A 15,419-nucleotide genomic window follows, 5' to 3' on the forward strand; every position below is an offset into this window, starting at 1 on the left:
GCGGCTAATTTAAGGTCAAAAAAAAGCAAGCCAAATGGCTTGCTTTTGAGTGCCCGTTCAAAGGCTACACACTCTCAACATACTTTTTAAAAACGGTAACTTGCACCTAGTGTAATACGACGGTCAGTTAAACCTTGGAAACACAATAATGCGCTTTCGTTTACACATGATTGGCTAATTTCAGATTCAGTAATATTTACTGCCTCTAAGCCAATGTTAAGTTGCTCGTTCACATCGTAGCTAATACTTGCGTTAAGCTGGCCACGGTCTTCTTGTACTACAGGGAATCCCCAAGGGAAACTAGACGTACTACCGAAGTCATTTGAACGATACCCTTCACGCCACGTGTAACGCATGCGAGCTGACAGGCCAAATTTTTCGTAGTAGAGCGTAATGTTATACGCATTTTCAGAAAGATTAAGTAAACCTTGAATTTCACTCACTTCAATACCGGGTGTACCTGTAGTTGCAGCAAATACACTACTCGCTCTTGATGTTGCGGTATTTTCAGTTTCACCACCTGAGAACTCTTGAATTGTGTAGTTAGCTAGCACACCAAAACCAGAGGCCCATCCTAGGTCTTCTTCAAAGCCCGATAAGTCATATTGAAAAGCAAACTCAATCCCTTTTTGGGTTGTTTCACCACTATCGTTTACTTTTGTTTCTGTACCAACACATACGCCACGGCCATTCTCAGGGCCAAATACGTTTATATCTGCAATGGGGTTAAATATACCGCCGCCTTCACATGGGTCTGTTAAATCGCGGTACCCAGTTACTGGGTCTTCAACTGGCGATGTTAACTGATTTACATGTAAATCTTTACGGGTTTTATGGAATATACCCACACTGATAACACTCGCTTCATCAAAGTACCATTCGGCAGATAAGTCATACGAAAGCACCTCTTCAGGTTTTAACGCAGGGTTACCAAATTCAACTTCGTCATTTGGGCTTGTGCTGTAAGTAATAGAGGTTGATAAGTCGTTATAATCAGGGCGACGAATATCTTTACCAACACCAAAGCGCACAAGTACATCTTCCGATACATCAGCGACAAGGTTTAAGCGAGGTAAAATAAAGTCATAGTCAGATTTATTAGTAATTCGAGTCACAAGCTCATTACCACTGCCATCTTCTGTAACTGAGTTACCCGTAGACTCAACGTCTGTTTGAATGTAACGTACGCCGATATTACCGCGTACCATTTCGTACTCAAAGTTAGCTTGTGCATATAACGCATGGGTGATTTCTTCTATATCAAAAAAACCAGATGAGCTAGATGTTGGTGCATTTAATGTTTTGCTTGACCCATGCGCAGTCATGGCGTTTTGTAATGTTGCAAGTACCGCATCAGGGTCTGATGCAACTAGCTCAGGGTCAATTAATAAAAAGTCAGCAATGTATAACGAGCGACCATCAGCTTCGTTAAAGTTATCTGGGCCAGCGACTAATAAATCGGCGAATAAATCACCGGTTGGGCTATCTGCCATTGTTCTTAGACCAACGCTTGATGTAATTTCGTTTTGTTTGCTTTGTGATTTACTATAACGGTAACCAAAATCAATAGAGGTCACAATTGAGTCTGTGTAATAGGTTGAATCAATACGGAACGCATCTTCAGAGTTTTCAACCGTATCTTGACCAATATTTACATCGCGCAGCACCACATTTGCAGGGTCTAGTAATTGCTCAACCGTAGGTGCGTATTCTGCCCCTTCTGCAATACCAAAAGCGAGTGCTCCGCCTGATAAATCGTACTCAAACGGCACGCTGTTATCATTACCGCCACCAGCATCTAATGGTGCATTAGGGTTAATAAAGTTAAGCGTTGTATTAAAGCTTGGCGTAGTCGTATCTGAACTTGAAGATGCAATTTCTGCACTTACAAACCACTTATCACCTTGCCATTCGCCACCCAGTCTAAAAATATTACTGTCGGTGACACGCGAGTTAGTATCGCTTGAAAAACGAAGGTTAGGATCGTCATCATCATTTTCTAAATTTACAGGAATAACACCACGCAAGGCCGCTTGAATTGACCCTAGATTAGTGCCCCCCAATGAGCCTAAGTTTACTGTTTCAAATTCATCAGGCACAGAAATATCGTTCAGTGCACTTACACCAGACGCTTGTACACGAGAGCTTTCTTGACGGCGCTCTTGATCGTTAACCACAGCATCAAAGTAAAACTTTGTGTTATCGTTTGGCGCCCATTCAATAGTACCTACAAAGTTTTTAGTTTCGTATTCGTAGTTATCGTAATCTTGTACAAAAAACTGAATAGGTAAAAAGTCAAACGACTGCGCACTCGCTACACCGCTATCTGCAGTAATAATATTGTCTCTGTCGGCACGAGGGCGAAACGCCGTTACGTCTTGCTCAGCATAACTTCCACTAAGTAGTACACCAAACTTACCATAATCACTTTCCCAGTTATCTGCAAAGGTACCTGAAAAGCGAGGTTGTAAGCCGCTATCTGTACTTAAGCTGCTACTTTCACCCTGTACTCTTATTGTTGCTAGCTGCTCACCTAAGTGCAAAGGGCGAATCGTCTTAAGGTTAATAGTACCACCAACAGAGCCCTCAATTGTTTTCGCTTCAGGCGATTTTATTACCTCTAAGCTTGAAATAATTGACGCTGAAACATCTTCAAAGCTAATACCACTTCGTCCAGAGCCTGAGCCTACCGTTGATACACCGTTAATTTCAGTACGGTTAGCATCTGTACCACGTATTTGTACACCGGTACCTACACCCGCTTGACGGGTAATTTGGATACCCGTTACGTTTTCTAGTACTTCAGCGAGGTTTTGATCTGGCAGTTTACCAATATCTTCTGACTGAATAATTTCAACTAGGCTATCTGCAGAGCGCTTTTCAGCCAGAGCATTAGTGAGTGATTGACGAATACCAGATACCTCGATGATTTCTACATCATCTTCTGCTATCGGCTTGGCTTCCTGTGCGTGTGTTGACATAGAAAGATTTAATGCTGTGGCAGATATAACTGCTAGCGTAATTTTTGATAACTTGTGATTCATAGTTTTTCCTGTGTGTGTCAGTGCTATGTGTAACTCGCTATATATTTTTATTAAACGCCTTACCATTTATCTAAATGGTTAACTTAATATTTACAGCAAAACGTTAAAAGGTCAACCTATTGGTAAACCATTTTCTCATAAAAAAAGCCCAAACAAACATTACCAATAAAGCCAATTTCGGCATGACAAAGAAAGGCAATCAACTGACCAATATATAACCACTTGTATTTAAAATGCTTTTAAGAACCTAAAAAGGTTAAATAACACACAAAAGGAGAGTGAAAGCCCAGCAATTAAACCGATATAATTTTTTTATATAAACAGGATTATTTTTAAATTTAGCAGGTTTCATAGGTGAAATTGGTCAACCAAGATAAAGATAGTAGACTTTAGGCTAACTAAAAACTCGTTAAAAACGCTGCGCTTTTGGTAAAAGCTTTCTTTAAATCGGCTGTATCGCGTTTATGAAACTTAGATTTAATACTAACCCTCTTAATTAAGTGAGCTATTTTCAGGATTGGTATAACAGTCCTAAATCGCAAACAAAAAAACCCAATTAGCGGTATACGCTAATTGGGTTTTAAATGGGGATTACTGGTTATTACGTTATAGCTTAAAGCTCATTCCTAAGAATAAACGTGGGCCGTAATCGTTTACTTCACCTAGGTTATCTTCCACAAAGAAATCTTGTGATTTAGGTGCGCTAAACAAGTTAATAGCTTCAGCCTTAACTCTAAAGTGCTCGTTAATTTTATACGATGCACGCATTTCCCATACACCTACAGCATCAACATAGCGTAAGCGTGTGCCATTGCTTGTATACGGCTGGAAGTATTCACTACGGTATTTGTAAATAATGGCCGTATCAAAGTCACCAATTTGGTAATACAGTTGGCTACTAAATACATGCTCTGAGAAGCCAGGTACCGAACCTGGCTCAATAATACCAGCCGTTAATTGAGTAGTATTGCCATCTAGGTCAGTAACGTATGTATCGCCGTATAAGCTATCTTCAAACTCAAAGTCAGTATCGGCAAAGTTATAGCCAAATTTTACACCAATGCCATTATCCCAGCGGTACGAGAACGAAGCTTCTAAACCTAAAATTTCGCTATCGTCATCGGTTGTTACCGAATTTGTCACTGGTAGTGATACTGTTTCACCACCAACTACATAGTCTTCAATCACAGTTTGTTGCTGGAAGCCACCTTGGAACTGTTTGTAATATAGGCTTAACGCTAAAATAGAGTCCTCATTAGGGTACCATTCAAAGGCTAAATCGTAGTTCCATGACATTAGTGGTTGAGTATCAGGGTTACCTGAACCATCCACAGTTAATAAGTCCGAAAGCGATAATGCAACAGATTGATCGTCAGTAACAAAGTCACGATCAAAACCTAAATCAGATGGATCAGCACGTGACATACCTCGGTATATACCTGCACGAAGTAAAATATCTTCACTGTAGTCAACGACTAAGTTAAAGCTTGGTAGATATTTGGTATAACCACCACCGCTTTGAGTTCTTTCAAGTGAATCCCCTACATCAAGAGTTACGGCGCCTGTGGTTTCATCCACATCAACGGTGTAATTTGTTCTAAAGCCTACCGAAGTTATATCTGTATCAACAATACGTAAGCCAACATTACCACGAATAAATTTGCCAAACATTTCTGTATCGTAATTTGCCATTAAGTAAACAGACGTGGTTTTTTCTGTCACGTCAATGGTACCGGCATTTTCGTACTCAACATCTGGGTAACCAAATTCACCTGTATAATCAGCGTCGGTAGCTGCTACAGCTTGAGAAAAGCACACGTTATCGTATGTCGCCCACGAAGAACCTGTTCCTGAGCTTATTACATTACCGCTACTGTCTATGTTGGTTATTAAATCGCCATCAGATACGCTAGATAAAAAGTCAGATTCTGGGAAGTCAATTTGACAACCTTGGAGTATCTCCAATGCTGAATCATCTCCTATGGTGTATTCATTACGAGAACCATTACCTTGGCTGCCACCAAACTGAATAAAGCTTAATTCAGAGGCTCTAATCCCCCCTTCAATACTGGTAAATATATCGCCCTCTAACGCGTAGTTAAAATCGATACGCGCCGACTTAATTTCATTTTCGCGGACATTTTCGCGGTCTAGACGCGTACGTAGGCTATCAGTAAAGTTAGAAATATCTGTAACATCAAAATCGGTTAACGTGAAATGAGGAATTTCATCGCCCATATCCCAGCTAAACAAATTACGGTCTGCGGTTCTACCACGGTTAGAAATTTGCAGCTCTTCACGCTCAGTTTTTGAATACGCTAAGTCAAGACTTACAGTGAGTCGATCGGTTAATGTGTGCTCAATATTAATACCATAGCCCTGGTAGTTTTCTTCACGAGAAAATTGCTCACCGGCTGATTCAATACGTTCTTCACCTTCCCAATGTAAAATACCGCCTACATCGTTAGTAACAAGCGTTGGACCTGTTAAGCCTGGCGTTGCACGTTTTTGTAAAAAAATTAAATCGTGGCGTGCTTCTTTTTGGGTTCTGTCAGAAATTTGTGCATCAAAGTTAATATCCCACTCAGATGACGGTTGGTATTGCATTGCTAAAAATATAGCGTCGCGCTCGTCTGAAGTTTCATTTTGACGATAACTGCGGCTACTGCCTGTCCAAGCGTATGGTGTGCCATCACTTTCGGCTTTACCAGTTTCTGGGTCTATTGCTGTTTGATAACCTTGATTGTTACTGCCACTTACTTGGTCTTCACAGTCCCCAGCGCTACTTCTGTAAAACCCTTCATTCGTATTTGTTGGGTCATTTAAACATGCCCAAAGCGAGGAGCCCGACGGGCTTGAACTTCTGTATTCGGCCTCTGGTTGGCTAATATCTTGGCGCTGAACACCAAAAGACACCCCTACCGCTTGGCCATTATCAAACTCAAATTGATCAACATAACTAAACGTACCACGGTAACCAGTGTCACTTTGTAATGAGTTTTCTACATTACTTTCATCAGGATTGTAGTTTAATTTAACCTCACCCTGAACTCGCTGCTTACCGTAATCAAGTGGACTGACTGTTTCAAGTGCAATTACACCCGCTACACCACCTTCAATCATTGACGCATCTTGGGTTTTATAAATAGCGATTTTTTTTACAAGTTCTGATGGAAACTGTGAAAAGTTAACAGAGCGGTCACCACTACCATTGGTCGCTTCACGACCATTAATATGGGTTGCACTTAAAAATGGGCCTAAACCACGAATAGTAATTTCGGTAGCACCGCCGTTTTCACGGTGTGATGCAGCACCGGTGATAGACTCAAGTGCTTCACCAATTGAGAGCGCAGGTAAATCACCAATATCTTCGGCAGATAAACCATCTACTACGGTTGTTGCTTCACGTTTTATTGCAATTTGATCTTGTATGGTTCTACGAGTACCCGTAACGCTGATGATTTCTACATCTTGTTCTACTTCAGTCACTTTTTCTTGGGCTTCTTGCTGAGCAAAAGCATTAAATGACAATGAACCTGCCATACCTGCAAGTAAACTTGCTCTAATTAACTTAGCAGCAGGTGAAAGTGCAAAATGATTACAAGCAGCGTTGCTTGTAGAATGTTGATGTCTTCGATCCATTTTTAACGACATGCCGCGTTCTCCTTTTTCATTGTGTGTGTTGTGCGTAATTTGCTATTTTTATAAGTATTAGTAATGTGCAATGTGGGCTTATTCATCTTGTGCCACCCATGTAGAACCTACACCTACATCGGTGCTTTGGATGTAGTATAAGTTTCTTGCACCTGCTAAGGCTTGTGCACCATTTGAGTCAGTCTCAAGCAGCGTACTTGTAGCAGTGACAAACTCAGGAATTTCTTTACCATTGGCTTCTGGGTTTTGGTCAATAGCGCCATCGGTGTCGTATTCACCATTGCCATTTACGTTTCTAATATCAACCCATAAGTTGCTCGCATCGCCCGACTCATAACTGTCACTAAAGCCAAAGCTGTTAGAGAACAGTGATTCAGTATGGTTAATTAGGTCACAGTCGTATTCAAAAGAGTGAGCGCTCGAAAGCGTGTTAGGGAAAAAGAAACCAAAAACAAGCGCACTGCTTTGTATGGTGTCTTCATCAGTTTGATCGCCCACCCCATTAGCATTTAAATTACCGTTAAAGTTAATTTCAAATGCATTTTTTGTTAAACCGTACAATACAGGGGCGTTATCTGCGGTAAGCTCATCACAATCACCTACCGGTGCTTTTGAACCTATTTCTGTACTAAATACAAATGGCTGCTGTGAGTTCAGTACCGTATTGTTAGTCACATTAAGGGTAAAGTCGCCTGCGCCATCAAGCACAGCTTGGTTACCTCCATTTGGCACCCCACCATCAGCTTGTGAGAATGGGTTAGCGGTAAATACAATACCACCGGCTTCTTTATTACCTGAGCGAATACCCGCAATGTAGTTATTGCTTACAGTGTGGCCTAAAGGCGTAATTAATACACCAGCTGGTCGATCGCTTGAGCTTGCAATATCTGTGGTACGAATAATAATGTTGTCTGATACCGTATTAAATCCACCATCTTCAAGCGAAATACCGCCATTAGGATTTAAAATGGTATTGCCTTTAATCGTCGCGCCTGAGGTTTGTACGCGCATTAAACGTCGACCTGTAACAAAGTTTTCTACTCGGTTATATTGAATAGTAAAGTTTGCATCATCAGCAGCACCGGTACCTGTGGTACTACCTGCGTTAATTAAGTGCAGGCTAGAGTTGCCAAAATTTGGGTTGCTGCTGGTACCTGTGAAAAGGTTATATTGAATAACGTGGTTAGTGCTCGACGATGACATTTTAATCACCGAACCATTTTCTGCTTTATCTCGGTTGGCAAAGGTATTACGCTCAACCATTGCGCCATCGCCTTTAAGCATTAACCAGTGGTAAGTAGAGTTATTTAATGTCTCGGCTTCACCATCGATAGTATTTTGTGTAAATGTGAAGTTGTCACCCTCAGAGTAAATAACGGCATCTTCTTCGGTTTCACAAAAGCCGCTCGATTTAGTATCAATATTTTTAAAAGTAAGCCCTTCAATACCTGCGCCATCAACCCCACTGGCTACATGAATACAAAGCTCGCCACTAATTACCGGACTTTGTCCTTCAACTGCTTTAAGGGTTGCTGCGCTAGTTAGCATAATGGCATCAAGATCGGCATATACACCCGTATTTAAACCAAGCACATCGCCATCACCAAGCCCTGCATTAATAGCACCTAATAGTGAGCCTGCATCGCTTATCACTTGCGTATACACTACTGTATCGGCGGCGCCGGTAATTGTGCTTGAAAAGCCATCGTTATCGGTATAGCTAGCCGTTACCGATATAATCGCGCCAGCTTGATTAGTTGGTGTAAATGTTTTGCTGTTTGTGTCAGCAATTGCTACGCCATCAGCAAGCCAAGTGTAGGTAACGTTTTGCTCATCCACACCATTGTTATCATTAATTTCAGCGGTTAATTCGCTAGTCACTAAATAAGGCGTAGCCCCTGAAATGGTAATGCTACCGGCTTCATCTACAGCTTCAGCTGAAACTGCAATAGTTGCCTCTGATAGATTGTCTTCAGTAAAGCCATGATCGTCTGTGTAAGTAACCTGCACAGTGATAACTTGACCAAGTAATGATTCATCAACAACATAAGTACTTTGTGTTGCACCTTCAATAGCAACAGTATCTGCAAACCACTGATAAGTGATTGTGCCGCTTGCGCCATCCTCATCGGTAATTTCAGCCGTTAGTGTGTTACCAACCGTAGGCGTACCAACAATAGCCACCGAACCTTCTGAATTTGCACGTTCTACTGGCGCAGTAGCAGCTGATGTAGCTGTCTCTGCAAACCCTCTGCTATCTTCAAATGCTGCATTTACGGTAATTACTTTACCTAATTGCGCTTCGGTAATTGTGTAAGTTGCTAAGTTTTCATCAGCAATTTCTTCATCATCTGCAAACCATGTATAAGTTACAAGCGCTGGGTCGAAGCCATTTTCATCCGCTACATTAGCACTTAGCTCATTACCTATAATTGCATCACCGTTAATTTCTACCGTTGCCGCAAAAGGAATAGCTGACACTTCATCAGTTGGCTCACTTAAATGCGATTCATTAACGCCGCTGTCATCTGTATAAAGTGCTTGTGCTGTAATCGCAAAACCAATTTGCTCATCGGTTAATGTGAACGTTGCGTCATTAGCGCCACTAATAACTTGTCCATCGGCATACCAGTAGTAGCTAACTTCGCCAGAAATACCATCTGCATCATTCACGCTGGTCGACAATGTTTCGCCAGTTAGTGCTGTACCTGATAGAGCAATAGAGCCCAATGTGTTGTTATTATTATTTGAATCCGTGTCACAACCTATAATGGCAGCTGCAACGGCACATAATGCAAAATGTTTTAATTTCATCATGGCTCTATTCTCCTTAATTGTGTGGTTTAGTATTTAGTATGAGTTATGTGTGATTTACCAAATACCCAGTGTGTTATTACCAAATTATTTTATTTTTACGCCTCATTGTTAACCAACTTGGTAATATAAGCATAATAAAAACACTTTTACCACTTTATTCGTTCAAAAATCATCACATTTTATTAATTGAAAGTTAACTTAAACATATACCTAATAACGCAAGGTTATTACCAATATTAATTTCACGAATAGATAAAAAAACAACTTTTATGAACAATTGGTTTTACCGATAGGTAGTGCTATGCATTAATTGTTAAGTGCAGAAGGAGCTGGGATTAGCAGGTATGGGCGTGATCGCCTTAATGCGATGATATGTAAATAAGAAATCTTAAATGGTATATTTGAAGTGACGTAACCACAGCGTTTGACTATCTAGCGCGTAAGCAACTCAATAATAAAGCTCTGTATATAACTTGAGGCTATATTGAGAGCTTTATTATTTAACATGCATTTTTTTAATAAACCGCTGAATTAAAATAAGTAGCAGGTTCACTGGAGCCTAAAATAACGGGCACACGCTGGTGCAGCTCATCCGGCTTAATATCTAAAATACGCACGCCTTTAGAAGTCGCAATTCCGCCTGCATTTTCTGTTAACATTGCCAGTGGATTAGCTTCGTAAAGTAACCGTATTTTACCGTTTTCGTTACCTGCACGCGTATCTTGCGGGTACATAAATACCCCGCCACGACATAGTATTCGGTGCACATCGCCAACCATAGCGGCATTATAGCGGATTGAGCTTTTAGCAAATTCCTCTGATGTATACAGTACCTTATCAAAGTAAACTTGCGTTGCTTCATCCCAGTATCGGTAATTTGCCATATTAACCGAGAACTCACGGCTTTTACTCGGCACTTTAAGCTCTGGCTTAGTAAGCAAAAAGCCACCGTGGGTTAAATCATGCGTATAACAGCGAGTTGGCCCACCAGTGGTCATCACGAGTAACGACGATGGTCCATACAACACGTAGCCCGCACAAACCTGATTAGTACCGGGTTGATTAAATTGCTCATCGCTATCGTAAGGCACGTCAGCTTTCGCTGGGTAAATGGTAAAAATAGTGCCTATTTGCCCGTTAACATCAATATTTGATGAACCATCAAGTGGATCAAACGCTACAATGTACTTACCATTAGGGTGTGCACCTACTGCGTTGTCCTCTTCTTCAGAGGCCACTGTTTTTACTAGCTCATCATCAATTAGAGTATCTTTTAGCAACTGATTGGCGATAACATCTAGCTTTTTTTGCACCTCGCCTTGTATATTTTCGTTAAGAGTAGACCCTAAAACACCGGCAAGCTCACCTTGGCTTACTCTAAACGCTATCTCTTTTGTGGTTGCTAATATCGTGCGAATTAACATGATAAGATCGGTTTCTACCCCATCTTCTTTTAATACTTTATTCAGTCTTTTCATGCGCTATACCTGTTGACACAATTAAGGTCGTCAAAACATTGGATCAGGCGTGCCACCATATGCTGCTCCGACTGACGTAACCACACCCGTGGGTCGTAGTGTTTTTTATTGGGTTTATCTTCGCCATCAGGGTTACCAATTTGGCCTTGCAAGTACTCTTGTTTTTCTTGGTAATAATTTAATACCCCACTCCAACTCGCCCATTGAGTGTCGGTATCAATATTCATTTTCACCACCCCATAGGTTAGCGATTCTGCAATTTTGCTGTGCTCCGAGCCACTCCCTCCATGAAATACAAAATTGATAGCGTTATGCTCTAAATTAAACTTTTCAGCTACATAGGCTTGCGAATCACGTAATATAGTAGGTGTTAAAACTACATTACCAGGCTTATATACGCCGTGGACGTTACCAAAAGAAGCTGCAATGATAAAATTAGGGCTTATTTTACTAAGTCGCTCATAAGCGTAGGCTACATCTTCGGGTTGAGTATATAGGGCAGAGCTGTCGAGATGTGAGTTATCAACCCCGTCTTCTTCTCCACCGGTACACCCTAGCTCTATTTCAAGTGTCATTCCTATTTTTGCCATGCGTGCTAAATAACGCTCACAAATTTCTATATTTTCTTCAAGCGGCTCTTCTGAAAGGTCTATCATGTGCGATGAAAAAAGCGGCTTGCCAGTTTGTGCAAAATACTTTTCGCCTTCTTCTAGTAAACCATCGATCCAAGGCAGTAGTTTTTTTGCTGCGTGATCTGTGTGCAGCATTACAGCAACGCCATAGTGCTTAGCCACATTATGCACATACTGTGCAGCACTTATTGCCCCAACAACAGCAGATTGCTGGCCCTCTAGTGCTAAACCTTTACCACAAAAAAACTGCGCGCCACCATTAGATAGTTGAATAATGACCGGCGACTTCATTTTTTTTGCGGCCTCTAAGGTGGCATTAATTGACGATGTGCTCACCACGTTTACAGCAGGCAATGCATACTGATGCCCTCGTGCATGTTTATACACTTCGCTTACTTCATCGCCAACAACAACGCCTGGTGCAATGGTTGGGGCTAAATAATTCATTTTTTGCTCCTTGCTATTTTAAAGCCTCGATACAAGAGTCTGTAATGGCTTGCCAATTACCCTGCGCTACCCATTCTTTTTTAGCAACCCAGGTACCGCCTACTGCAAATACATTGTTTAACGACAAGTAATCCATTTTATTTTTTTCGCTTACACCGCCGGTTGGACAAAAGCTCACTGCACGAAATACAGACGACACAGCAGAAACAAACGGCGCACCACCAGCGAGTGAAGCTGGAAAGAGTTTTTGCTCTTCAAAACCATATTCAAGCGCCATTAATATATCGCCGGTATTTGATACACCTGGCAACACAGGCACATTACACTTAACCAGCTCACTTAATAGTGTAGGCGATACAGCGGGAGTGACTATAAAATCTGAGCCGGCTTCTAGCGCTTGCTTTAAAATGGTTTCGTTAATAACGGTACCTGCGCCCACTTTTAACTGGGGAACCTGTTCTTTAATGGCTTTCAGCGCATCAATAGATGCATCTGTTCTAAGAACAACTTCTACCAATGTTAGGCCTGCTTCAGCCATTGCTTTAGCAATGTTTACACCTTGCTCTGGCGTGTCAGCTTGAATTATAGGTAGCAGAGTTTGCCCTGCCATTAGTTCAGAAAAGCGAGTCATTCGTTGTTTCCCTTATTTTAGATAATCGTGCTACTTAGTGTTATATATTGAGTACATTAGCCAGTTACAGGCCTGATTTAGCCATGGCTTGTTGGAATACATCTTTTGGAGCAATGGCTCCGGGTTGCTGAATAACAGCGCCGGCAGCTTGCGCACCAAGTTTAACTGCATCACTTATAGGGCGCCCATCTAAGCGCGCTCCTAAATACACGCCGTTAAACGCATCGCCTGCTGAGGTGGTATCAACCACGTTTTCAACCGGTGTAATACTGTGGCTTTGCACTGCATTAGCCTCTTTTGTAATCACCGAATTAGGGCCGTTTTTAACTATAATTTCGTTAATATTGTACGGTGCTAAATAATCAATTACCGCCTCTACACTTTGTACATTGTATAGCGTTTCTAGGTCTTCAACGCCGGGTAATGTAATATCAGCTAAGCTAAATGCAATATGGTACTGCGCTTTAGTTTGCTCAACGTTATCCCATAGTCGCGCACGGTAATTAGGGTCAAATACTATTTTTACTCCCGCATCTTTTAGCTGCTTTACTATGTCCCAAAACTGCGCTCTAGCTTGCTCTTCTATTACAGCTAAAGAAATACCCGAAAAGAAAAACATATCACCCGATGACAGCTGCTTAACTAGCTCAGGGCTAATAAATTCAACCACTTTTTTTGCTGCAGAGTCATCGCGCCAATAAATAAAACTGCGCTCGCCTTGCTCGTCCGTTTCTATGTAATACATGCCTGGGACTTTACTTTTATGAGCAAATACATAGTCTGTATTTAATTGTTCACTTGCAAAACGCTCACGCATTTTTTTACTTAAGTTATCTTCCCCTAAAGCGGTTATCACTGACGTTGTGATCTGTGGAAAACAGCGCTTTAAGTAAACTGCCGAATTGTATACGTCACCTGCAAAAGACTGATGCAATGTAGAGGGAACTGTCGCTCTTAACTCAATCATGCACTCGCCAATAAAGTAAATATTTTTCATTATTATCACTTACCTTAGGTAGTAAATGGCTGTGAAAAACACAGCCATTGCCAACAACTTAGTTAGGCTTTTTTAATGGTTCAATTTTTGGAATTAAAATCCATACAGCGGCCATTGCAATAATCGCTAACGATGCACCTATTACAAACGCCGGTGTATAATTACCATCAGCGGTTAAAATTGGTACCAATGACGTAAGCCCTACAGCACCTAATTTAGCGGCCATGCCAGAGAAGCCCGACAACGTTCCTACCGCTTTTTTACCGAGTAAGTCGCTTGGTAAGGTTTGCACGTTACCAATAGCAGTTTGGAAACCAAATAAAATAACAGCCATAATAAGCACTGCGATTACCGGCTCGCCGGGGTTAGCCATTGCAAGCAGCGCCGGCAACATAATCAAACACCCTAATGTGATGGTCAGCTTACGGGTTTTATCAGTATTCCAGCCTGCTTTAAGGCGGTTTTGGGCAAGTAAGCCTCCAAACCAGGCACCAAACATAGCGCCTACATACGGTACCCAACCATAAATACCAATAGATTTAACATCCATGCCGTACACTTCGTTTAAGTAAATGGGAATCCAAAAAACAAATAGCCACCAGATAGGATCAATAGCTGCAGAGGCTATAATTACACCCCAGCTTTGCTTACGAGAGAGTAACTCGCCCGTTGAAGGGTTATACTCTTCTTCGTCATCGTTTGTTACATCGCCGTTATCATCAACGCGTCGCTGTCCGGTAAGAATGTACTCGCGTTCTTCTTCACTTATCCAAGGGTGAGAGCCTGGTGGCGCTTTTACTAAAATAATCCACGGCACTAACCATAAAAAACCTAACGCACCAACAAAAATAAACACCATTTGCCAACTAAAATATACTGTTAAATATGCAATAAGCGGAATAGCAATGATGCCACCAATGGCTGCACCTGAATTAAATATTCCTTGCGCTAAAGCGCGCTCTTTCGTTGGAAACCATTCGGCATTACCTTTAGCTGCACCGGGCCAGTTACCCGCTTCGGCTACACCTAAAATTGCACGGAAAATACTTAAACTAAGCACCCCTTGTGCAAATGCATGGGCAATCGTGGCTAAAGACCACACACCAATTGAAAGTACAAAACCAAAGCGTGTACCCACCCAATCAAAAATTTTGCCAAAAATAGCTTGGCCAAATGCATAAGCAAATACGAATACAATAGAAATATTTGCGTAAATTTGTTTACGCTCTAAAGCAGATTCATCAGGAAACATTTCTTCCACAATGTCTGGCCATAAAACGCTAAGCGCTTGACGGTCAATGTAATTAATGATGGTAGCCAGTGCAATCAGCACGATGACCCACCAGCGTAAGCCTTGAATTTTCATAGGTTATTCCTCAAGAAAGTCTTCGCGAGCTGGGCTAAAGGTATCAATCAAAATACCACCAGTTGGGCATGTTGCACCATGATCGGCAAACGGAGGAATAAAACAGCTATCACCCGCTTTTAAGATTTTAGTGACACCGTCAATATTAAAGTGAAATTCACCTTCAACTACATACGTTACTTGCGAATGCCTGTGCGCATGGTTATAACCAATCGCTCCCTCTGAGAACCAAATTTTTACAGCCATTAGCTCTTCGTTATAGCCAAGCATTTGGCGTTTTAAGCCATTACCTAAATCTTCAATCTCGGTTTCGTTACCAAATGAAAAGTGTGGACTTTGCTTTTGCATCCTGT

At 41.5% G+C, this 15,419-nt stretch carries 9 protein-coding genes; all 9 read right to left on the reverse strand.

Annotated features, from left to right (window positions below):
- Positions 1–86: 86 nt before the first annotated feature.
- On the reverse strand, positions 87–3,044 hold the full coding sequence (locus QUE46_RS10765) for a TonB-dependent receptor (protein WP_286244790.1): 2,958 nt from the start codon (positions 3,042–3,044) through the stop codon (positions 87–89).
- Positions 3,045–3,650: 606 nt separating this feature from the next.
- Complete coding sequence (locus QUE46_RS10770) at positions 3,651–6,698, reverse strand: TonB-dependent receptor (protein WP_286244791.1); 3,048 nt, start codon at positions 6,696–6,698, stop codon at positions 3,651–3,653.
- 78 nt (positions 6,699–6,776) lie between these two features.
- Entirely contained in the window at positions 6,777–9,512 is a 2,736-nt protein-coding gene (locus tag QUE46_RS10775) for a poly(beta-D-mannuronate) lyase (RefSeq protein WP_286247735.1), read from the reverse strand.
- 518 nt (positions 9,513–10,030) lie between these two features.
- Positions 10,031–10,993, reverse strand: coding sequence for a class 1 fructose-bisphosphatase (locus tag QUE46_RS10780; protein WP_286244792.1), 963 nt, complete (start codon positions 10,991–10,993; stop codon positions 10,031–10,033).
- On the reverse strand, positions 10,990–12,072 hold the full coding sequence (fbaA, locus tag QUE46_RS10785) for a class II fructose-bisphosphate aldolase (protein ID WP_286244793.1): 1,083 nt from the start codon (positions 12,070–12,072) through the stop codon (positions 10,990–10,992). The genes QUE46_RS10780 and fbaA overlap by 4 nt, the downstream gene beginning before the upstream one ends.
- A 13-nt stretch (positions 12,073–12,085) precedes the next feature.
- Positions 12,086–12,703, reverse strand: a complete 618-nt coding sequence (gene eda, locus QUE46_RS10790) for a bifunctional 4-hydroxy-2-oxoglutarate aldolase/2-dehydro-3-deoxy-phosphogluconate aldolase (RefSeq protein ID WP_055020383.1) — start codon at positions 12,701–12,703, stop codon at positions 12,086–12,088.
- A gap of 64 nt (positions 12,704–12,767) precedes the next feature.
- Entirely contained in the window at positions 12,768–13,700 is a 933-nt protein-coding gene (locus QUE46_RS10795; protein WP_286244794.1) for a sugar kinase, read from the reverse strand.
- Positions 13,701–13,758: 58 nt separating this feature from the next.
- Positions 13,759–15,066, reverse strand: a complete 1,308-nt coding sequence (locus tag QUE46_RS10800) for an MFS transporter (protein WP_286244795.1) — start codon at positions 15,064–15,066, stop codon at positions 13,759–13,761.
- Between the two features lie 3 nt (positions 15,067–15,069).
- Positions 15,070–15,414 carry a cupin domain-containing protein gene (locus tag QUE46_RS10805; RefSeq protein ID WP_055016656.1) on the reverse strand — a complete coding sequence of 115 codons (345 nt, stop codon included), beginning with the start codon at positions 15,412–15,414 and terminating at the stop codon, positions 15,070–15,072.
- Positions 15,415–15,419: the final 5 nt, after the last annotated feature.

The sequence above is a fragment of the Pseudoalteromonas sp. MM1 genome, assembly GCF_030296835.1.
In the GTDB taxonomy this organism is placed as follows: Bacteria; Pseudomonadota; Gammaproteobacteria; order Enterobacterales; family Alteromonadaceae; genus Pseudoalteromonas.

Coding starts and splice junctions, on each gene's coding strand:
- QUE46_RS10805 (WP_055016656.1), bottom strand. CDS start 15,414: ATGCAAAAGCAAAGTCCACACTTTTCATTTGGTAACGAAACCGAGATT.
- QUE46_RS10765 (WP_286244790.1), bottom strand. CDS start 3,044: ATGAATCACAAGTTATCAAAAATTACGCTAGCAGTTATATCTGCCACA.
- fbaA (WP_286244793.1), bottom strand. CDS start 12,072: ATGAATTATTTAGCCCCAACCATTGCACCAGGCGTTGTTGTTGGCGAT.
- QUE46_RS10770 (WP_286244791.1), bottom strand. CDS start 6,698: ATGTCGTTAAAAATGGATCGAAGACATCAACATTCTACAAGCAACGCT.
- eda (WP_055020383.1), bottom strand. CDS start 12,703: ATGACTCGCTTTTCTGAACTAATGGCAGGGCAAACTCTGCTACCTATA.
- QUE46_RS10780 (WP_286244792.1), bottom strand. CDS start 10,993: ATGAAAAGACTGAATAAAGTATTAAAAGAAGATGGGGTAGAAACCGAT.
- QUE46_RS10775 (WP_286247735.1), bottom strand. CDS start 9,512: ATGAAATTAAAACATTTTGCATTATGTGCCGTTGCAGCTGCCATTATA.
- QUE46_RS10800 (WP_286244795.1), bottom strand. CDS start 15,066: ATGAAAATTCAAGGCTTACGCTGGTGGGTCATCGTGCTGATTGCACTG.
- QUE46_RS10795 (WP_286244794.1), bottom strand. CDS start 13,700: ATGAAAAATATTTACTTTATTGGCGAGTGCATGATTGAGTTAAGAGCG.